Here is a 22,420-nt window from a genome sequence, read left to right as displayed (position 1 = left end):
AAGTACCGTCTTCTTCAACACTGAATTGCTGATCTTGAGGAACTGGCAGGTCATTAACTGGATTAACAGTAAGGTCAGCCGAAGCTTGAACCGTGTTGGTACCATCTGAGATATCGAAGCTGATATCGATGTCACCATTGAAGTTCTCATCTGGCGTGATGGTGAAGCTGCCGTCATCATTAGCTACAACCGTCGCATCTCCACCAACCGTTAGGCCGCTAGCAGTAAGGTCATCGCCTTCCACATCTGATGCTTGAGAAAGCAGCTGCTCTTGGCTTAGACGGATAGAACCATCTTCGTCGATTGAGTACGCTAGGTCACCAGACACAGGCGCATCATCAACCGCAGTTACGCTCACGTCGATGTTTGCTGATACCGTATCGGTGCCATCTGACACATCGAAGCCGAAGTTTACGTCACCATTGAAGTTTTCATTCGGTGCGAAGGTGTATGTGCCATTACCGTTGTCGGTAAGAATACCGTCGCCACCGTCGTAGGTCACACTTTCAATAGTAAGGTTGTCACCTTCAATGTCCGTTGCGCCTGTTAATAGGTCTGCATCAGTGAAGATTAACGTGCCATCTTCTTCAACGCTGAACTGTTGGTCTTGAGGGACTGGCAGGTCGTTAACTGGATTAACAGTAAGGTCAGCCGAAGCTTGAACGGTATTGGTGCCATCTGAGATATCGAAACTGATATCGATGTCGCCATTGAAGTTCTCATCTGGCGTAATCGTGAAACTGCCGTCATCGTTTTGAGTAACGGTTGCATCACCGTCGACCGTTAAGCCGCTGGCTGTTAGGTCATCGCCTTCAACATCTGATGCTTGTGATAGCAACTGCTCTTGGCTTAGACGAATCGAACCATCTTCGTCGATTGAGTACGCTAGGTCGCCAGACACTGGCGCATCATCAACGGCAGTTACGCTCACGTCGATGTTTGCTGATACCGTATCGGTTCCGTCAGAGACATCGAAGCCGAAGTTTACGTCGCCATTGAAGTTTTCATTTGGCGCAAAGGTGTAAGTCCCGTTGCCGTTGTCGGTCAGGATACCGTCGCCACCATCGTAGGTCACACCTTCAACCGTTAGGTTGTCACCTTCAATGTCTGTCGCACCAGAAAGGAGGTCAGCGTCGGTGAATACAAGAGTTCCGTCTTCCTCGATTTCAAACGTTTTATCTTCAGGAACAGGCGCGTCATTAATCGGGCGTACCGTTAAATCAATTGCGCTGCTAATCGTTTCTTGGCCGTCACTGATGTCGAAAGTAAGGTCAAGTTCACCATTAAAATCAGCTGAAGGAACAACGGTGAAAGTACCATCACCATTGTCTTGAACTGTTGCATCATCACCAACTTGAACGTTAGAAGCAACAAGCTCGTCCCCATCTACATCACTTGCGTATTCGAGTAATTGTTCTTGAGTGAATGTTATGGAGCCATCTTCATCCATGATGTAAGCCAGATCTTGTTCAGCTTCTGGCGCATCATTTTCACTTTCCACTTTGATTTTAAACGTTTCGCTTACCGTTTCAGAATCAAAGTCATCCTCTACTTCGCTAATGGTCTCTTCGTCAGAAGCTTGAACATCAACTGCAAACGTCTCTTCTACTGTTTGTGAATCTAGCTCATCACCAACTTGTTGGTCACCCGACTCTGAAGATGTCGCACTCGGCGCTGCTGAAGTACGCGCAGCTTGGCCTTGTTCTTCATTACCTTCAGCGTCTACACCACCTGTCGCAGCCTCTGCGATATCACCACCTACAGCTTGTGCGCCCGCTCCAGCACCGCCACCACTGCCAGCAGCGTTATCCGAGCCAGCTTCAGAAGCGGCTCCACCAACTACATTGGATTGTGCAGCGTCTGAATCTCCATCACTTTCTGGCGTCTCTTCTTGCACAGCCGCACCAGAAGCAGAGGCATCTTCAGCATTACCTGCACCACTCGGATTTTCGTCTAAAGCCTGGTTAACTTCGTCTGCCGCATCCGCATTTTCAGCACCCGTCGCTATTGTCGACGCAATCGTATTTTGTTGATTTTGTTGATTCTGCTGTTGGGAGGGCGTACCCGCGTCGTTCGTGTCCGTTTGTTCTACCGCGTCATTTAGATCTTCATTTTGGTTGTTTTGGTTATTTTCGCCTGCCATTACAGCCTCCGTTGCTACTAGCTAACTGATCGTATTTATAGAGGCATTAAAGGACATCATTTTGAAAAACCAATTTTTTATACAACATTTTTCATAATTTCTTTTTAAAGAGAAAGAATCAAAAAAAATTTGAAAACTGCCTTTAAAGATCCTTAGTTATTGTGATTAAAGCAATTAAGGCAGTGGAGCGATGATAGACATGACGAATTTGTTGCGCTCGGTCGACAACAACCACAAAGGGCTGCAATTGCTATTAGGCGACTTTTACAATGACTTTTCTGACGCAGCCCTAAATATAGAAGCACTTCATAACGGTAATCATTTTGATGAACTCAATAGTTACTCAAAACGATTGAAGACCATCTTAACGTTGCTTTGCGACCAAGACCTTCCGCCAAAAATGGCCAAATTGGAACACTTGAGTAGACACGAGTTTCCTGCGCCGGAAGATCTAATAGAGGATGTAAAAGCTGAATTGCACAACGTCAATCGACAAATCAACCACTTGTTGGATATTAAGGAAGTAATAGATGGCAAGTAACCGAGGTCAGTCATGAGCAATAACCAAATAGAACATCACCTCAGAAAAGCACTCGTTTCCAATAACGAGGCTTCTAAGGTCACAGCTGATGACACTATTGTGCTTGCTAGTGCCATGACCAGCGTTCACAAAACGTTGCTCATTATATTCTTGCTCGCTTTGGTCGCTATTGCGGTGGCGTCACAAGCACGTATCGATATTGTTGTTTCTGTACGTGGCGAACTGCTATTGGAATCGGATGTTGAGAAAGTTCAGCATTTAGAAGGCGGGATATTAGAAGAATTGTTAGTCAGAAAAGGGGAAGTCGTTTATGAGGGCCAACCTATCGCTCGAATACGCTCACTTGACCGTAACACTCAACTTGATACCGTCAATACTGAAATTATTCAGATAGAGCTCGATAAGATTCGTTATGAAAGCTTACGCGACATGATAGAGCCTAACTTCGACGCTTTCATTGAGAAATACCCTGAGCAAGTTCAGGTCAACATGAATACCTGGAGACAAGAATTCTCTAAAAACCGTTCAAATGAAGAACTCATTACACACGATATTAAGCACAAGAACTCGTTGATCAGTTCAATGTTAAAGCGTCGCAAAAGTTCAGAGAATCAACTCTCTCTGATACGTAAGCAGCTCAACATCAAAAACACCCTCTATAAAGAAGAGATGGCGTCTTATGTCGACGTTCTTAACATGAAAGTACAAGAGTCGAATATGGTGCGTGAGATTGAGAACCTTGACGAATCTGTGATGAATGAGCGTTTCCAACTCGACAAACTGGAAAAGCAACACCGTGACTTGGTTGAGAATCGAAACTCTGAGTACCAAGCACAAATCATTCAAGCGAACAAAGACCTCAAGCTAAAGCGAATCTTACAACCGCAGCATTCCGACAAGGTTGATCGCCTAGTCGTCTACTCGCCAGTCGATGGTGTGGTCGATAAACTTCACTTCAATTTCCGTTCTGCTGTGATTCCGCCAGGAGAAAGTATCGCCGATATTGCCCCAATAAATAATTCGTTACACGGTGAAGCGAAGATCCCACGTAAAGACATGGGATTTGTCGAAATTGGTCAGGCAGTGAAAGTAAAAATGGATACCTATAACTTTGCAAAATACGGGTTTGTTGAGGGAACCATCGCCTCAATCAGCCGTTCATCATACGAAGAAGAAGACGCTGAATTCTATTTAGCTGAGATTGAAATTGACCGAAACTTTCTTGAACGAGGAGGCACTCAATACAAGTTATCACCTTACATGGAGTTTACCGCTGATGTGAAAACAGGCTCGCGTCGCGTGATCGAATACGCTGCGAAACCGGTGATGTCAGCCATCGAGGATGCTTTCGATGAGAGATAATCAATGAGCGGTAAACCTTCGTACAATATTTCCATACCCGCCCTACGTCTAAGCATACTATTTAGCGTGGTATTGGCTGCGCTCGCTTTCTATTTATACTTTTCTTGGTCAAAAATAGATTCAGTCGCACAAGTGCAAAGCGCCCCACTGCTCATACAAGCCCAGAAGCTTAATCAGACCATAGAACAAGATATTCAAACTCTGCAACAGTGTTTAAGTACCAACACTTGCGGCACTAACCAATTCAACCTGGTTAACTTGAAGCTTGAAATTGATGAATTTCGCTCTTTAGCCTCGTTGAACAAAACCGAGTTCAGCTTGGTTGGGGCAACTGAATACACACAACTGGAATTGGCGATTAATCGTTTCTCCGATAGCGCAAAAACACGTAACGACGTATTAGGCTTGTACCTTTCATTGACCAATAACTATCTGCAGATGGACGACAACTATCGCACCATGTTTAACAACCATGCAAATGACTTAATGTCAGAAAAAAACGAGTTCTTTATCTGGTTGTTTATGGTGGTCGTGATATTGGCTGTGATTACGATTCTATCCAACTCAGTTGCTATGTTGAAGCTAAAGAAATCCAGTTCTAACGAACGCGAAATCGACTATGAATTCGATGCCCTGTATCAAGAGCTGAAGCAGCTAGATTTACAACGTCTTGAAGAGCTTCTTAATGAAGTTAGCATCAACCCCAAGCAGCGTCAGATTTACTCTCATCTCAAACTTATTTTCAGTAAATTAGAAGACCAAAAGCGCAATAACGATCTCTACAAACAGTTGTATGCGCTGATCGGTTATGAGATTCGCGGAATTACAAACACCATCAACGGTGGCGTCCAATATCTGGTTCAAGAAACCGATGAAAGCGGCGTGTTGATGGCGAACGATATTACCTCTGCGTGTAGCACACTATCTGAGTTAGCAGAAAACTATAATCGCTTGATATCACAGGGTACGGAAAGCAAGTCGAAAGAGTTCTCTTTACTGAGCGTGTTATCTGAATTAATGATTCATATCAGTGCCAAAGTACAACGTAATGAAAGCCAACTTGACTGTTTTATCTCTGACAACTTACCGAATCGTGTTGCAGGCCAATCCACCAGCTTATTCTGGATACTGTTCCTGCAGCTTTCCAATGCCATTCAACTCAAATCAAATAAGAAACTGTTTGTAACGATTGAATCGGGTGCGGCTTCAGACATGGAAAATACCCGTGTCACCATCAACCTCAACTTCTTATCAACACTGGATGTTTCTGTTGCCAAGCTCAACAAACTCCATTGGAGCGCACACAAAGACCATACAGCCAGCACAGATGACTTAGCGAAAAGCGTTCTGAAGGATTACGGATATTACGAGAGCCACTGGTTCCAGTCAGGGGCTCAGGAACGTTTTCAGATCGAGCTTGATCTTAAGGCTAAGAACTTCCACACAGAGAAAACTCGCTTTGATGGCAAGCGTTTACTCTTGTGTGCTAATACTCAAGTTCGCATCGATGTGATGAAGAAAATGCTCAGTAACTTGGGGCTTGATATCACCGAGATTCGCACTGCAAATGAGCTTTTCTCAGCGGCGAAAACGTTCGGTGATTACGATGCGATAATGTTGACCGATACCTTTGAACCCAACAAGCTGCCGTCGTTGAGCAAGACGGTGAAATCTCAGCTTAAGAACCACCCAAATACCAAGTTACTGTTGTCAGTGACCAACACTCAGCAAGCACAAGAGTGTCATAGCTTCGTCGACAAAATCATCAACGCTCCTGCTATCCCTTACGAGTTCATTCCAAACCTACTCACCATTATGGAAGCGGAAGCATCGGAAGAACAGATGGAAAACAGCTCATTCCTTATCGTAGAGGATGACCGAGTTCAACAAATTTTACTGAAACGAATCTTGACCAAACAAGAATATGAACCAGACATGGTTGGCGATGGCGCCGATGCCGTGAAGCACTTTATGAACAAGCGTTCTGACATCATCTTCATGGATTGCATCATGCCGGGTATGGGTGGCATCGAAGCCACAAAACGCATTCGCCAATTCGAACAAGAAAACGAGAAAAACCCTTGTACCATCATAGGTGCAACCGCATTGACCAGCAGTAACGAACACCAGGCTTGTATTGAGGCCGGAATGGATTACGTGATCAGCAAACCTTATAAAAGCGACCAAATCATCAAGGTGATCAACAAGTATGTGGCGGTACAGAAACTTAACTAGCAGCATCATAGCTGCACTCACATTCAGCACGACACCTTCAGCATCGGCGACTACCTTGCTTGAAGCGGTAGAACTCGGCCTGCAAAACAGCCTGTCTCTTCGCGCCAGTGATAAAGGTGTTGAAGAAAACGAGTACAACATTGGTATCAGTCGCTCTAAATTTCTGCCTTCACTCAATGGTGCTGCCGATACCACATGGAACGAGAATGAAACCTTGCTCTCGAGCGTGCCGGATGAAACCTCTAGCTATAACTCAAACAGCTACAGCCTTTCGCTATCGCAATCCATATTCAACCTTGGTGACATTTTCAAATATGGGACAGCAAAGCTCGACTTCAATATCGAAGAGATTAAACACGAGAACAAAATCCAAAGCACTATTTCAGAAATCGGCTCTCAATACTTTGAGTATTTGAAAAACAACGCACAAATTAAAGCGACCAAGGTAGAGCTTAAGTCGTCTGAGACGCGTGAACATCAAATGCGACGCAATGTGGAACTCGGCAATACAGCCGCCAGTGAGCTTTACGAAGTGATTGCTCAGAAAGAAGGTGTGTCGAATCGATTGAGAACCTTGCAGAAAGACCGTCGCGTCATTCTCAACGGGCTATCGATTCAGATTCAATACCCTATCACTCCGTCTCAAGATATCTACGAAAGTGTGCCTTTAAAAGAGATAAACGAAACCGAACAACGATCAATCATGGATCAAGCGTTAAAGCTCAACAACGACTTGTTAGTGGCTAAGAAAAACGTCGAGAGAAGCCGCAGAAGCTTAAAAGAGAGCGGTTCGAACTTCTTACCGACCGTATCGCTTTCAGCCAGCTATCGACACGATGACGCCAATAACTTCGACAAAACCGACATTACAGCGACAGGCGAAAGTAACTCAACCAGTGTTGGGTTAAACCTTGCGGTGCCTATCTTGTCCGGTGGCTCTGATTACTATGGCTATCAAAAATCATCGACGGCCATCGAACGTACTGAGCTGCTTTACCAAGATTCGCTTTACACCACACGTAACAGTGTGAATACCTCCGTGCTCAACATTAACGATTTCTCGCAGTCTATAAGCAGTTACGAAAACATCATTCGCGCCAACTACGCGTCTTATAAAGGGATCCAAAGAGCCTACCAATTGGGCACGCGTACTATCACCGACTTGCTGGCGGCGGAAAGTAAACTATTCAGCGCCTTAAGAGACTACGAAAGCGCACGATACGACTACATCATCGAGACCATCAAGCTTGAGCAAATTAAGGGAATACTCTCAATTCAATCTATCGAAAGCGTGATGCAATTAATGAGCGATATTGAGGGACGAGACAATCAAGATTTGGTGCCAAAACATCTTCTCTCAACGGAGTCATTGAGAAAAGGAGGTCGCAATGCAAACTGAGCAGTTTTCGCAAAAGATCAACATGGCAGATAAGTGTTATCTGACTTTCTCAACGATAATATCGACCCTGTTTGGTTTGGTACTGCCCTTCTCTATTCTGATCATTTTTGACCGAGTGTTACCCAACCAAGCACAAGATACGCTGTTCTTATTGTTCGCGATTATTTTGATTTCCATCTTCCTCGACTACCACTTAAAAAGTCAGGAAGAGAAGATATCTTCCGTTATCATGAGGCAGTTTGAAACCAACCTAACCAACAAGGTATTCCAATCCATCTGTTTGGCGGAAATATCTAAATTCCGTCGTTTGGAACCAGGCGAATACCTAGAACGAATCTCAACCATTCCTGAACTTAAGACCTTCTTTGGTGGAGAATCGGTTCGAGCGCTTATCAACCTTGCTGTTAGCGTGATTACTATACTTATCATCGGTCTCATCAACATATGGGCTGGTATCACCCTTCTAATTGCCTCGGCTGTCTTAGCGATTTTCGCTTGGAGTCTTTCCAAACAGAAAATTGGTAGCTTGCAGAATAAGTCAGACATCGAAGGGTTAACTACCTCCAAAATCATTGAGATCATCTCTAGCCCGCTTGATATTAAAGCGCGAAACATGGAGTACCGCGTTGAAAGCCTGATGACACAAATGGTCGAAGAGCGTGAAGTGGAGAACATCAAATATGAGCAAATCGAGTCGAACTTTGGCTTGATTTTGGCGCTCATCCAACAGCTATCCATTGCTTGCGTTGTTGTGGTCTTGGCGACTGCCGTAATCAATATGGAATCGAGTCAAGGCATCATGGCCGCGATCATCATGCTAACCAACCGTTACTTTGCGCCATATCAACAGGTAATGAGAACCGCGAGCCGCTGGGAGTTAAACAAACTCCACATCCAACGTATCGCTGACCTCCTTGAATTGGCCGCCTCTGTTGAACACCAACATGAAACAACAGAAGTTGAACGTATTTCGGTTAAGTATTCTGAAAAGCAGCGTATCGAGTTCGAACTCGGACAAGCCTATTTGCTGACAGGGAAAAGTGGTTCAGGTAAGACCCACCTCGCTAACTGTATTACGCGTCAGAACAGTGATAGCAAACTCGATATCATGATTAACGACACGCCTTTGGATGACGTCAATTACAACGTTTGGCGTAACAGTGTTCTGATGGTTGATAAGACCAGTTCGTTCGTAGAAGGGACGATTATCGATAACCTGACCTGTTTCCGACCAAGCTTGAATAACACGGCGTTTGCACTGTGTGAAACCATGAACATCAAAGCGCAAATTGATGGGCTTCCTGCCGGGTTTTATACAGAACTCAAAGGCCATATGCGTAACCCATTCTCTCGCCAAGTTGGCTACGCCTTATTATTAGTTCGTGCCCTGCTCGCCAGTAAGCGTGTATTGATATTCGATGACATCGATTGTGTCTTTGATGAGGAATTTGCGAGAGTCGTTCTCACCAGTACGGCTTATCGCGCCAATGACAAAATATTGATCATCGCCAGCAATAAAATGGACAAACTTAATCACCGCCTCAAACGCGTAAAACTTACCGGAGGTGACCAATGAGTATCCTAGTTGACTTCAATAATGTGCCGCAACGTGTCTTGGATTTTGAATCTAGTGGATACGACGAACGTTACAGTCAATCGCCACTTATTCGTGGTTTGGCCTACACCCTGATAGCACTCGAATGGGAAGGCACACCCGCAATACTCAGCGATGCTTTTATTCCAAAACCCAAAGATGGCGACAGCTTTACAGCAACCATAGAGCGCCTTGGATATCGCTGTGATGTTACTAAACTAAAGACACTCGAGAATATCGATAAGCACCCTCAGCCATGCTTTATTGAAATAGAGAATCTAAGTGCGATTTTCTTAGGCACCAAAGATGGAAAGTTGCTGCTGTTTGATTACACGAACAACAACACCATTGAATACCCAATGTGCAAAAAGCCCTGTTTGCTGATTGCGATTAGCGAATATTCTCGTCTGTTCCGCGAGCCACCTCCGGAATCGCAAGACAGAAGCAATTGGATTAAATACGCTTTCTATCGTTATAACAATGAACTTAAAAGCCTGATCATTCTGAGCTTCGTCATCAGTATTCTCGGTGCATTGCAGCCATTCTTTATTATGAGTGTATATAACTTCGCACTGACTTCGAGCTCCGAAGCCACACTCTATTGGTTAACCTTATTCGCCATTATTGTTGGCTTCTCGGAGTATTTCTTTAAAAAGATGCGGGTAAATATCATTGCCACGTCCGGTAAAGATCTCGCCGTGCACATCTCGCAAGCCGTTATATCTAAGCTGCTGTGGCTACCTTATGCGATGACATCTACAGCTGGGGTCTCTTCTCAGTTAGCGCGTTTGAAAGATATCGATACCTTCCGACGCTTGGTGACCGCAGAATCAACGCTTAGCTATTTTGATATGCCGTTTGTGATTGTATTTATCATCGCCATTGCTCTGATGTCTGGTACAGCGGCATTGGTGGTGATGGGCGGCTTAATACTGATGTTAGTGTTCTGTATTTACTCGCGCTATATCTACTCGCAAGCCACATCCAAAAGTTCGCGTGCCAATGCGATGGTTTCGTATCAATGGAATGAAATTCTTCGTGGTATCAAGACTATCCAAGGCCTGCCTTTACTTCGTGTCGTTCAATCTCGATTCAGCGCATCGCATATGCAAAGCACCAGCGATGCAGAGAACGTTGCCGTAACGAACAGTAAGATTCAGGCCGCTGGCGGTAGTTTGATCCAAGTGATTGGCACAGCAAGTATCGTGACTGCAGTTATTGGCGTGATGGAAGGTACTTCTGATGCGGGTGCCATGCTCGCGACCGTTATTCTGGTTTGGAAAGCGTTAGGCCCAATCATGGGTATCTATAACTCAATTTCCAAGTTCCAGTCGATCAAAGCTTCGTCCGCACAGATCAACAATTTAATGTCGATGAATGACGACAAATTAACCTTAGAGAAAAGCCCGCCTATTCGCCTGTTCCAAGGCAGCATCGTGGGCAGCGGTGTCAGTCACCGATACGCGGGAGCAGCAACCGGCTTAACTAACTTGGGGTTCAAAATCCCACCCAGTGCAAAAGTGGTCATTTGTGGCCCAACGGGCTGCGGCAAAACCACCTTAATTTCAATCATTGCTGGGTTAGAAGACCGCTATCAAGGCGCAGTCTCTGTCGATGGTTACAACATTAAACAGTTCAATAGCTACCGTTATCGCACCTCGATTAACTACATCCCTTTTAATTTGCATATTTTTGAAGGCTCACTCGAGACCAACTTCATTCTACACAACGGGCTGATTCCAACAGACAAGATGCAAGAGATGGTGAGCTTCTTCGAGTTAGATGAATGGCTTCCGGAAGGCTTAGCTACTCAGTTAAGCGTGGATAAATGCAAAAGTCTCCCGAATGGAATTCAACAAAAATTGCGTTTGGCACTCGGCTTAGGGAACTGTGAGCAATCTCTGATTATTATTGATGAGCCATTCAATGGTGCAGAAAATGAAAATGCGCAGTACTTTAACCGTTTGTTCAGCGATAAGTTGCTGAATAAAACAGTCATTTTTTCGACCAACGACCCTGGTTTGATCGCAACATCAAACATGAGTTTAGTGTTAGAGCCGGATGGAAATTTGAAATATTTTGGCTTAACAGACAAATACTTAAACAGCTTAAGCTAAAACCTCAACGCTTAATCACAATTCGCTATTTAGGGAAATGGATATAATTGACAAATTCATAAGCGAGAGGGATGATTCGCCCCAATACCACAGGTAACAAGGAAGAATATGTACACATTCGTTGCAGACAAGCTTGATGTAGCTTACTTATCCGCAATTCCTGAAAACCACCAACTTCAGGAGTGCGATGTACCTGAAGAAGAGATGGAGCTTCGAGAGATCGTTGAGGTTTGGTATGAGTCTGCCTTCCTACCCGCTTTCAATCTTCAGAAAATAGACATTGAGAACAAAGCAGAGCTCACCATCGTACAAATGCACGTATTCAGCAATGATACGAGCACACTCGCCTTCCTACTAAAAAACAGAGTGTATCGCGCCGCACTTAACAGAATGCTCGGTATTTGGACATTAGAACCCTCTGCAAAAACCGTATTAGAGCAACTTCTTTTCGAATTAAGCCTCGATAACAATCGTCCTCATTAGTAAGCTTTTTAAGTGATTCATCAATAAGCATAAAATTAAACAAACTGCCAAACGCTATAAATTACTAATAAAAGAACGCATTTCAAAATAAGCTCTGGAATCACAAGAACTTATACCTCTCCCACACTTACGTAAAATTTACCGTTTCAAAGTTTCCATATCGGCATTTTTATTCTACTGTTTTTATATAACGACAGTTGGATGGATCCTTATATGGCGATTACGGTTTGGAATAACCTTTCAGTCAAACATAAACTCTTTGGCTTAGTTCTACTTCCCATTTCATTATTACTCTTCCTAGCAGGTAGACAGGCTTATATATTAACGACTCAGTTAACCGATTTTGAACGAACCAATCAGTTATCTGTCTATCTTCAAGATATTTCTATTTTGTATAGAAGTACCTTAGCCTCTAGCCCTGAAGAGTTTGCTACTCAAAGCAACCAAGTAAAGGCAGAACTTAAAAACCTGTCTCCCATCATTTTTTTAGACGCATCTGATGAAATGAATCAACTTGTTGCCGATTTCAGCGAAGCGACCTTATCGACGATGCAAGTGACTGACACTTACGATAAATTGGATGCCCTCGAATGGCAGAGCGATTTATACAAGCAACTGTTACTTGAAGTAGAGAAAGTCCCTTTTGAAAACACTAAACGTGAAATTCAACAGCACCTCACTGCCCTTCAACAACTTGAGTGGTTGATGTTTTGGTCGAACGAAGAGTTCAAGCTTGGTAGTTCACTGATTGAGATCTTCCAAATCAGCCAAGAGTACGACCCAGAACTCGCCGAACAGATCAAAACCTTGAGTGAAAGACAGCAATTGTTCTTAGAGCGCTTTGTTTCATTGAACGCCAACGAACATCAAGTTTCTTTGATGGTTGAAGTGTTTCGAAATGATGTGTTCGCTCAAAGCCAAGAGATAAGAAGCGCGCTACTCGACCTAAATACAATCAGCCAACTGACGCCACAAGAAGTGTCTGTCGGCTTAGAAGCGATGAGCGCACGGCTCAACTTATTACAAAGCCTTGGCGGCGTAATCAAGCAAGAGTTTCAACAAGAAGTTGAGCAAGCCATCTATGACGCGCAAATACAACGAACCCTGTTTATTTCAATCGTCGCTTTGCTGGCAGCGATTGTTATGGGTTTAACTCTTAGCTTGGCGAGACAAGTCACTAACAACCTTAATTTGGTGTTAGCTTTCTTAAAAAGCGAAAATGATGACACGCGCCCTTCTTTAGATAAATTAATCCAAGGTAAAGATGAACTCAGTCTGTTTGCTCAGCAAGTTGAACGATTGACCATCGAACGAGAGCTCGCGAAAGAGAGATTGACGGTAGCAAAAGAAGACGCAGAGAGAGCCAAAGAGGATGCCGAACACGCGAAAGACAACGCAATACAAGCCAGCAAAGCAAAAAGTAGCTTCTTGGCCAACATGTCTCATGAAATTCGCACCCCGCTCAATGGTGTTATTGGTATTTCGGAAATCCTCGCAGATACGCCGCTTACACCGACACAACGTGACTATGTTGATACGATCGAAACTTCATCCCAACTGCTCCTTAGCTTAATCAACGATATCTTAGACTTCTCTAAAATTGAGTCTGGCATGCTATTAATCAGCCCGCATTCTGCATCGATTAGAGAGTCGATATACGACATCGCCTCTATTGTGGCACCAAAAGCGAAAGAACAAAGAATATCGATTAACGTTGATATCAGCCCAGATACACCAGCACGCGTGATGATAGACGATCACCGTTTAAGACAGATCTTGATGAACTTTATGTCGAATGCGGTGAAGTTTACGGCTGAAGGTGGCGTCACATTATCAATTCAAACGCTCAACAAAGCAGATAACAATGCCACCATTCGATTTGCTGTACGAGACACGGGTATTGGTATCGATTCACTGCAACAAAAACAGATATTTGAACCGTTCGCTCAAGAAGACGATTCAACCACACGCCAATTTGGTGGTACTGGTCTTGGTCTAGCCATCAGTACACAGTTGGTAGAGCTGATGGGTGGTCAAATTCAACTCGACTCCGTCAAAGGTGAAGGAAGCTGTTTCTACTTCGACTTGGTATTGCCTGTTGACTTGATACTGCCAAAACCAAGTACAGCAACGGCTGATATTTATGTGCTGGGTAACGAAAACATGCTCTCCGAGCGAATAGAGTCCGACCTTAACCTTTATGGTTTGAAGGTTACCGATAAAACGAATGATATAACGGCAATTACAGAGCAGCTCTCCACTCAAAAACACACTAAACCTATTACTGTTGTTTTCGCCGAAGATGACGCATTCCTAGCTAATACCCACGCAGATAACTTAGAAAAGCTGCACCAAAACGGCATCACTATCTGTTTGATACGTTCCTTCTTAAGTGAGCCAGCGGATCTTGGTGACAGCGTTACTGCACAAGTCGCACAGCCCCTACTCGGCTTGCGTTTAATTAAAGCTATTGAGCTTTGTGATACTCGAGGTTTGGCGGAACTATCAGAAGCAAGCCAGACATCAGTCGAGATCCAACACAAAATCCTCATCGTTGAAGACAACAAGATCAACCAAAAAATTGCTGGTCTTCATGTCGGTAAAAGTGGTTTTGAATTCGAGTTCGCTAATAATGGTCAAGAAGCTGTGGACATGTTCACCGCTAATCCTCATTACGCGGCGATACTCATGGACTGCATGATGCCGGTTATGGATGGCTTTGATGCAACAAGCAACATCCGAAGAATTGAAAAAGAAACGGGAGCGACGCGACGCATCCCTATCATTGCATTGACCGCCAGTGTCATCGATGACGATATTCAGAGGTGTTTCGACGTTGGTATGGATGACTATGTACCAAAACCATTCAAGTTCGAAATGCTTAAAGAGAAAGTACTCACCGCGGTAGAAGCTATGCCACTACCAGCTTCCTATAAAGCTCAACCTAAGAAACAACCTGCAACTGTCACTCCAATTATCAACGGGGCTGCGACCAAACGTACTTTGCCTGAAGAAGCGGAACAAAACGCAATTCCGAGCAAATCAGAGAGAATCTTGCTAGTCGAAGACAACCGCGTCAATCAAAAAGTAGCTTCTATCATGCTGAAGAAGGCCGGATATGCCTTTGAAATTGCAGACAACGGACAAATTGCCGTTGATATGTACCAGAACGACAGTAGCTTCGACATTATTTTGATGGATTGCATGATGCCTGTTATGGACGGTTTCACGGCAACTAAGGAGATTCGAGAACACGAGAAAAACCAAGGCTTAAGCAAAACTCCTATTATCGCGTTAACCGCCAGTGTTATCGATGATGATATTCAAAAGTGCTTTGATTCCGGAATGGATGGATACGTAGCGAAGCCCGTAAGAAAAGAAAAGCTATTCCATCAAATAGAAAGTGCGACTTGTTAGGAGATACCTCATGGATTGGATTAGAACAATAAAAACACTTCCCCGCAGAGTCATGTTGCCAGTCGCGGTAGGGCTATTAGGAAGCTTGCTTTTTCTAAGCCCTGCTCACGCCGCTGAAGATTATGCCATATTTTCTTTAGACTCCGGATTTGAAGAGATATCAATAAACAAAGCGCGAAAGCTCTATAGAGGGAAAACTAAGCACCTCAATGGCAAACGTGTTGAACTGTCTGATTGGCCTGAGAACAGTGCCGAAAGAGAGGACTTTTATCAGCTTTTGCTTGGAAAAAATGCCGCTCAAATGAATGCACACTGGGCTGGTTTATCTTTTTCAGGAAAAGCGCGTTATCCAAGAGAAATCAAAACGGCGTCAACCGACAGCTTAGTCGACTGGCTTGATGACAAACCAAACCGTATTGGTTACTCCCCACTCTCTTCGGTTCCTCAAAATGCCAACGTTCTCTACGTTATAAGTTCGGAGAAATAATATGAAAAGAATAATTACGTCAGTGTTATGTGCCTCAATGGCCTCTCCGGCTTTTGCGAATATCGAACTTACCGATAATTTATCCTTGAGTGGCTTTGGCTCAACGTCTTGGGCAACATCGGATAACGATAATCCATTAATCATCAACCGCGGTTTTACTGATGAGAGCTGTTACGACTGTGATACCACATTTGGTGTTCAACTCGATTACTTCTACAACTCATTCAAAGCTTCCGTGCAAGTTGTCAAGCCACCCCAATATGATTGGAGTGAGCCGCAGCTAGAGTGGGCTTACTTAGGTTATGAATTTAATGACTTTGATGTCAGCATTGGTCGATTACGACTGCCACTGTTCCTTGCCTCTGAGTACTACTATGTAGGCCAAGCCTATATGACCGCGAGGCCACCTACAGAGGTGTATAACAGCGTTCTCGGAATCACAGCTTTCAATGGCATAAAAGTGAGCTGGACTCACGATGTCAGTGACGAAGCTACTCTTTTACTTACTCCGTTTATCGGCATAAAAGATAAAAATGACGTAGATTTCAACTCGACTACAAAACTGGAATTTGAAACCAACCGAATGTTCGGTGCCAATCTTCAATTGAGCGGTGAAAACTATCGTTGGAACTTGTCATTCCTCGACTCCAATTTTGATCAAACCCTTTCTGGCACGATTACAATCCCTGGGACTTCGATAACAGCTCCATTCAGTAGCAAACAAGACAACCAACACATTCAACTTTGGTCGTTAGGTGTTGAGTATGAATTAGGTCAAGCAGTGCTTGCAAGTGAAGGACAGATCAGTGACATCTCGTCCTCGATATATGCCAGTCTTGGATACCATTTGGGGTTATTCACTCCTTACGTCGTTTATGGCGCACAGTTTGATGATCATGAACATTTAAACGGCAATAGCTATCTCATCGGTGTTGATTATGACGTGCTACCAAATATCTCATTAAATGGCGAAATACAGTACTTTGAATCAAGAAAGTCTAGAGGAGCATTCATTGACCAACCAACAAATGATACTGATGCCATGCTCTACACCATCATGTTGAGTTTTGTTTTTTAACTCGAATTCAAATCGATGGTCACTCTCAGCAATTAAGACCCAAAAAAGCCAGTCGAATTTTTCGACTGGCTTTTCATAAGCGGCTTATCTATTTACTCATTCAAATATTATGAGCTTGGCGCTACTCGCTTCTCTTTCAGCTGCTCAATAACATAGTCAGGAGCCACTTTACCTAGCTCACCCAAGCAATCATCGGTCTTGTCGTTGCCGTATCGCACGTAGATATCACATACCGCGTATAACTGCTCCGGAGAACCAGAGATCAAATACGCCTTCTCGAACGATTTAGTCGATTTGTCGATATCCAGCTCTTCTTGTAGTACCCCATTCAAGTACCAGTAGTAGCTGTTATCTTTTGCAAGTTCTGCTGCTACTTCAATCTCTTTGGCTGCTGCTACCTTGTCTTCAAGGCGAACCAAAGTTAATGATTTAGAATAGTGCATCGCTGCATTGTCCGGCACGTTCTTCAAACCACGATCCAACACCTCGACCGCTTGTTGATCTTTATTCTGAGCTCGGAAGTTATCCGCGTAGCTCAGCCAAACTTGAGGGTCTTTCTGGTGAGTATTGATCAACTCAAGATAGATCGTTTCCGCTTTATCCCATTCATTGTGCCAACGGAGCACATCAGCAAACAGTAATTGGTACTTTTCAGATTCTTGCGTTTCCAAGAAGCTAATAAGCTCTATGACTGGTGGTTCAATTTGTGCTTTCTGCTCGTCATCCAATGCATTGAAGTCACGGACTAGGTTTGACGTTGCCGTATGGCGAACCATGGTATCGCTGTCTTTTAGCAAGGGGGAAACTAACGCCCAGCGATGTTCAAGTTGGTAAGGTTCAGAACCAATAACCGCCGCTTCACGAACTTCAGGGTTTTGATCTTTTAAGCCTCTTGCCACCGCCACCAGCGCATTTTGGCTTGGATATGAAGCAAGCTCTTGCAGTGCACCAGTACGATTTTCAACAGATTGATTCTGATCTTGTGCCATGTAAGACAACTGTTGAATGCGGGTTTGAGTGTCCGTCATTTCAAGCACTTGATTGATATTTTGTGCTGGCGCGTCAACCGTTTGTTGAACGCTATTCGCAGCCATCGCAGACGTTGAAATTAATGCGGACGTTGAAATCAATAAAGCAACAGCCGTCGCTAAACTCTTCTTCATCATAGTATTACCTTAAACTGGAGAACTTAGCCTGTCCTTAGACTCGTATCTGATTAAATTTATCTTGGACCTGTTGATCCAAAGAACGAGTTAAAACTTGGTCTCGAACGTAGCTTGTTGCGCCTGTTTTGCTCGATGCGCCATCAATACTGAGTCGCTGAATTTACCATGAGCAACCGGATGCCCCATCGCGCGAGCGATGTACGCCATCGACTTATCGACATGAGAAAAGAACTTATGCCAACCAGCACATAAGTAGTTCAAACCCGGTTCGCCTGCACGAGTTTTGATAAAGCGGTTCTTAGGGCACTCACCATGACAAGCGAACTTGTAATCACACTGCTGACATTGACTGGTCAGTGTGCGGGATTTAGCAAAACCAAACTTTTGCTGTGGTGCGCTGTACGCCAAATCATCAAGTTTCTCGTGATGAATATTACCAATCTTGTATTCAGGGTAAACATAATGGTCGCATGAAAATACGTCGCCATTTGGCTCCATTGCCAAGCCCTTTCCGCATATCTCATTCAAGGTACACAGTGGGTTCGGACGCCCAATCCATGTTTCTACGCTCGCTTCAAAATACTGAACAAACACCTTGCCGATGTCGTTTTTGGCCCACTCGTCAAACACAGAAATCAAGAAGTTACCCCAAGCCAAGTCCGACACACACCACGATTCCATGATTGAATCTTTATGGCCGGGGATCAGGCGTTTGTCGCCTTGTTTAAGCTGCTCGCTTACTTGGGATGTTTGTGGTGCAACCGTTCGGAACGTTTTCTGTTCAACGATAGGAATAAACTGCATTTGCGGTGACTTCACCACATCACGTAGGAAGCGATAGACCTCAAGTGCATTTTGACTGGTGAGGTTATTCACACAGGTAAGCGTTGCGAACTTCACTTGGTGTTTGTGCAGCAGCTCCACAGCCGCCATCACTTGTTTGAATGTGCCACGGCCAGCTCTGTTAACACGATAAGCATTGTGCAGCATTTCAGGACCATCAATACTCAAACCGATCAGGAAGTTGTTCTTCACAAGAAACTCCGCCCAATCATCATTCAGCAAGGTACCATTGGTTTGTAAATCGTTTGAAATCAATACACCTTCAGGTTGGTACTTTTTCTGTAGCTCAACCACGCGTTCAAAATACGCCAAACCTAGCATTGTCGGTTCACCGCCCTGCCATGAGAAGATAATTTCTGGCGTGTTTTGACCTTCGATGTATTGTCGGATGTAGGTTTCTAACGTCTCATCATCCATTCTTGGAGAACTGCCTTTCTTGTACTCCAACAAATCTTGCTTACTTAGGTAGTAACAATATTTACAGTCAATGTTGCATGCTGCGCCAATCGGCTTAGCCATGACATGCAAGCGCTTAGACGCTTTACCGTTATATTGTGGACCTTGAGTAATATGCATGATTTACCTACCTATTTTAGTATTCTGGACACATCATAATTCCTATTCGATCAGGTGACATGTTATACCCTTTATAACCAATAGGAATGACCTTAAACGTTAGAATTAGACCCTATTTCGAACATCTGAGGCACGTGATGAAATTTCTTAATTACAAACAGTTAGCAACAATTAGCAGCGTCACCATGACTATCCTTCTGAGTGGCTGTGCAAGCGTGCCTACACACCCCATCGCCCAACAAATTGACCAAGAGATGGTGTTGGTTGAAGGCGGCACATTCACCATGGGGTCGAACGGTCCAGAAGCGACCAAAGCAGAGCGTCCTGCACGTAATGTAACTGTAGATAGTTTCTATATTGCGAAGTTTGAGGTGACTCAAGAATTGTTCGAATCGGTGATGGGTTCATCTCTCAGTTATTTCCAAAACCCACAAGTTCCGGTCAATAACCTTAGTTGGCAGCAAGCAAACTATTTTGTTGAGCAGTTGAATGAATTAACGGGTGAAGAATACCGTCTGCCTACTGAAGCTGAATGGGAATTTGCAGCCAAAGGTGGCAATAAAAGTAAAGGCTATACTTACAGTGGTTCCAATAACTTAGATGATGTTGCGTGGTACTCAGCAAATTCTAAAAATAGCGCACATCCAGTCGGGCTAAAGAAACCAAATGAACTAGGCTTATATGACATGACAGGAAACGTGGGCGAGTTTGTTATCGATGCCTTCGATGACACCTTCTACCGATTCGGTCCAACAGACAACCCTAACAACGCAAAACACAGCGACGTCGGTTTATCACACAAATCGGTTCGCGGTGGCAGCTTTGCTTATGACGAAAATGAATCTGAAAGTTACCGTCGTGACTTCGCAAGCCAATCGATCACTATGTCAGATATGGGGCTGCGTTTAGTTAAGGATGTGAACTAGCTAACGAAGCGAACTAACTAAAGATGCCGAAGGTTATGGTTCACTAATCGTCACCAACAATACTAAAAATACGATTCGCACTGCACACACGTTACATGTCTGGCCAAACGTTGGAAACCTGACCAAACATTAGAACTCAGCGGCAACAGTGAATAAGGAAACTCTATGCAATACACCAAGCTTTCAGGACTAACCCTCGCGTTACTCTGCGCTCTCCCTGCTTCAGCTGAGGAAAAGCCAAATCTAGTCCTTCAAATCACGGTAGATGGCCTGCGCGCAGATCTAATCGAACGATATAAGCACAACTTCGGTGAAGGCGGTTTCCGGTACTTAATGGATGATGGTACCTACTACACCAACGCAAACTACCAACATGGCAACACGGAAACGATCGTGGGCCATGTGTCGCTTGCAACAGGTGCTCCACCGAGCGTACACGGCATGGTAGGTAACGTTTGGTATGACCGTAGCGAAGAACGTTTGGTGTATAACGTAGAAGACGGTAACTACCAAATGCTGACCTCTGGTGCAGGTGTCGATAAAGCAACAGAGATCGACCCAACGCAGAAGACAGCACAAGGCGATGGCCGCTCTCCAGAGCCAATACTCTCCACCACGTTTGGTGACGAACTGACGATTTCCAATAGTGGCAAATCAAAAGTATTCGGTGTATCAGTGAAAGACCGCGGCGCAATCTCATTGGCAGGACACAGTGGTAAAGCCTTCTGGTTCTCCAAAGCACAATCGGAGTTTGTCACCAGTAACTATTACTATGACGAGTATCCAGATTGGGTATCACGCTGGAACGAGAAAGCGATTGCTGCTCAGTATTCCAAACAGAAATGGGAGCTCTCATTACCGCGTGATAAGTACACGTTGCAAGAACACGATACCGAACACAAAGTGAAACTCGGTGACTTCCAACGCACCTTCCCTCATCCTTATGGCCCGGCAAGTTACAAGTACTACAGCACAACGCTAACCGTCAGCCCTGCTGGTGACGAAATCACGGAAAACTTCGCTAGCACCTTGTTGATGCAAGAGAAGCTTGGCCAAGGCGACGTGACCGATTATCTGTCAGTGAGTTTCTCATCAAATGACTACGTGGTGCACCTTTACGGCCCTGAAAGCCTAGAAACAGAAGACAACCTTATCCGACTTGATAAGACTCTCGCTAAGCTTTTCAAAACCGTGGATAACCAAGTCGGGCTAGAAAACACATTGATTGTGCTGTCTGCCGACCACGGTGTACCTGAATCTTCACCTGCGGCAAATGCGCTTGGTTTCAATCAAGCTCAATACTTCAATAAAGACACACTACTCTCGAGTGGTGTTGAGAAACGATTGAAGGATGAATTTGGTTTAACCAAAGACGCGATTCGCTTGTACGCACAACCTTACATCTATCTGAATCATGATCTGATCGCTGAGAAGAAGCTTGATCTGGCTAAGGTCCAAGAAGCTATTGCGGATGAAATTGCAAAAGTGAAAGGTGTTGCGTTTGCTGTATCAAGTAGTGACATTGCGGCTAACCGAGTACCGGATACGCATGTGATGCAGCTAATTAAAAACAACTACCACCCTGCTCGTTCTGGCGACGTGTACGTAGTATTTGCACCGCGCAGCTACATTAACGACATGGAAGGCCTCCAAATTGCCTCTACACATGGTTCTCCGTGGAAATACGACACTCATGTGCCTGTGATCTTTGCAGGCTACGACGTTGAAGCTAAGAAGGTATCGCGACCAGTGACGCCATATGACATTGCGCCAACGCTTTCGAACAAACTGGGTATCACCCAACCAAGCGGGTCAATCGGAGAAGTGCTGCAAGAGATCACTGAGTAGACTCAATCTCTAAGGTTTCGTGAGCTAGATTTCGAATCCAGCACCCACTCAATAAAAGAGCCGTTTATCTGTTTCTGACTCACTAGGTCGAAACAAATAAGGTTCATCGCGCATTAGCGGGAACTAAAAACAAAAACGGTAGTAAGTGACATGGTTTAGTCGCCAAACAAAAATCATACACAAACTACCGTTTTCATGCCGAATC

The 22,420-nt window shown here is 44.3% G+C and carries 15 protein-coding genes; 12 read left to right on the top strand and 3 right to left on the bottom strand.

Features of this window, described 5'->3' with window-relative positions:
* On the bottom strand, positions 1–2,143 hold a 2,143-nt coding region (locus tag ACED41_RS20380; protein ID WP_371725562.1), incomplete at its 3' end, for a tandem-95 repeat protein.
* A 190-nt stretch (positions 2,144–2,333) separates the two neighbouring features.
* Here ACED41_RS20380 and ACED41_RS20375 point away from each other — a divergent pair.
* From ACED41_RS20375 to ACED41_RS20330, 10 genes are all read left to right on the top strand, one after another.
* Positions 2,334–2,684, top strand: coding sequence for a hypothetical protein (locus ACED41_RS20375; RefSeq protein ID WP_371725561.1), 351 nt, complete (start codon positions 2,334–2,336; stop codon positions 2,682–2,684).
* Positions 2,685–2,696: 12 nt separating this feature from the next.
* Complete coding sequence (locus tag ACED41_RS20370) at positions 2,697–4,046, top strand: HlyD family type I secretion periplasmic adaptor subunit (protein ID WP_017060459.1); 1,350 nt, start codon at positions 2,697–2,699, stop codon at positions 4,044–4,046.
* A gap of 3 nt (positions 4,047–4,049) precedes the next feature.
* On the top strand, positions 4,050–6,281 hold the full coding sequence (locus tag ACED41_RS20365) for a response regulator (RefSeq protein WP_371725560.1): 2,232 nt from the start codon (positions 4,050–4,052) through the stop codon (positions 6,279–6,281).
* Positions 6,256–7,680, top strand: a complete 1,425-nt coding sequence (locus tag ACED41_RS20360) for a TolC family protein (RefSeq protein WP_371725559.1) — start codon at positions 6,256–6,258, stop codon at positions 7,678–7,680. The genes ACED41_RS20365 and ACED41_RS20360 overlap by 26 nt, the downstream gene beginning before the upstream one ends.
* Complete coding sequence (locus tag ACED41_RS20355; RefSeq protein ID WP_052879653.1) at positions 7,670–9,256, top strand: ABC transporter transmembrane domain-containing protein; 1,587 nt, start codon at positions 7,670–7,672, stop codon at positions 9,254–9,256. Before ACED41_RS20360 ends, ACED41_RS20355 begins: the two co-directional genes overlap by 11 nt.
* Positions 9,253–11,391 (top strand): ATP-binding cassette domain-containing protein, encoded by a 2,139-nt coding sequence (locus ACED41_RS20350; protein WP_371725558.1) that lies wholly within the window; start codon positions 9,253–9,255, stop codon positions 11,389–11,391. The genes ACED41_RS20355 and ACED41_RS20350 overlap by 4 nt, the downstream gene beginning before the upstream one ends.
* Before the next feature lie 108 nt (positions 11,392–11,499).
* Entirely contained in the window at positions 11,500–11,874 is a 375-nt protein-coding gene (locus ACED41_RS20345) for a hypothetical protein (protein ID WP_017060464.1), read from the top strand.
* Positions 11,875–12,087: 213 nt separating this feature from the next.
* Entirely contained in the window at positions 12,088–15,291 is a 3,204-nt protein-coding gene (locus ACED41_RS20340) for a response regulator (protein ID WP_371725557.1), read from the top strand.
* Between the two features lie 10 nt (positions 15,292–15,301).
* The gene (locus tag ACED41_RS20335) at positions 15,302–15,778 is read left to right on the top strand and encodes a hypothetical protein (protein WP_017060466.1); all 477 of its coding nucleotides are present in this window, start codon (positions 15,302–15,304) and stop codon (positions 15,776–15,778) included.
* Position 15,779: 1 nt separating this feature from the next.
* Positions 15,780–16,856 carry a porin gene (locus ACED41_RS20330; RefSeq protein ID WP_371725556.1) on the top strand — a complete coding sequence of 359 codons (1,077 nt, stop codon included), beginning with the start codon at positions 15,780–15,782 and terminating at the stop codon, positions 16,854–16,856.
* Between the two features lie 107 nt (positions 16,857–16,963).
* On the opposite strand, the gene ACED41_RS20325 is transcribed toward ACED41_RS20330, so the two are convergent.
* Both ACED41_RS20325 and ACED41_RS20320 read right to left on the bottom strand, forming a co-directional pair.
* Positions 16,964–18,022 (bottom strand): HEAT repeat domain-containing protein, encoded by a 1,059-nt coding sequence (locus tag ACED41_RS20325; RefSeq protein ID WP_108117729.1) that lies wholly within the window; start codon positions 18,020–18,022, stop codon positions 16,964–16,966.
* Positions 18,023–18,109: 87 nt separating this feature from the next.
* Positions 18,110–19,441 carry an anaerobic sulfatase maturase gene (locus tag ACED41_RS20320; RefSeq protein ID WP_371725555.1) on the bottom strand — a complete coding sequence of 444 codons (1,332 nt, stop codon included), beginning with the start codon at positions 19,439–19,441 and terminating at the stop codon, positions 18,110–18,112.
* 137 nt (positions 19,442–19,578) lie between these two features.
* Here ACED41_RS20320 and ACED41_RS20315 point away from each other — a divergent pair, with 137 nt between their 5' ends.
* On the top strand, positions 19,579–20,367 hold the full coding sequence (locus ACED41_RS20315; protein WP_017060470.1) for an SUMF1/EgtB/PvdO family nonheme iron enzyme: 789 nt from the start codon (positions 19,579–19,581) through the stop codon (positions 20,365–20,367).
* Between the two features lie 165 nt (positions 20,368–20,532).
* The gene (locus ACED41_RS20310; protein ID WP_017069461.1) at positions 20,533–22,215 is read left to right on the top strand and encodes an alkaline phosphatase family protein; all 1,683 of its coding nucleotides are present in this window, start codon (positions 20,533–20,535) and stop codon (positions 22,213–22,215) included.
* The last annotated feature ends 205 nt before the right edge of the window (positions 22,216–22,420 follow it).

The sequence above is a fragment of the Vibrio sp. 1F255 genome (assembly GCF_041439145.1).
Taxonomy (GTDB): domain Bacteria; phylum Pseudomonadota; class Gammaproteobacteria; order Enterobacterales; family Vibrionaceae; genus Vibrio; species Vibrio crassostreae_C.
This window is presented reverse-complemented; position numbering and strand designations above follow the sequence as displayed.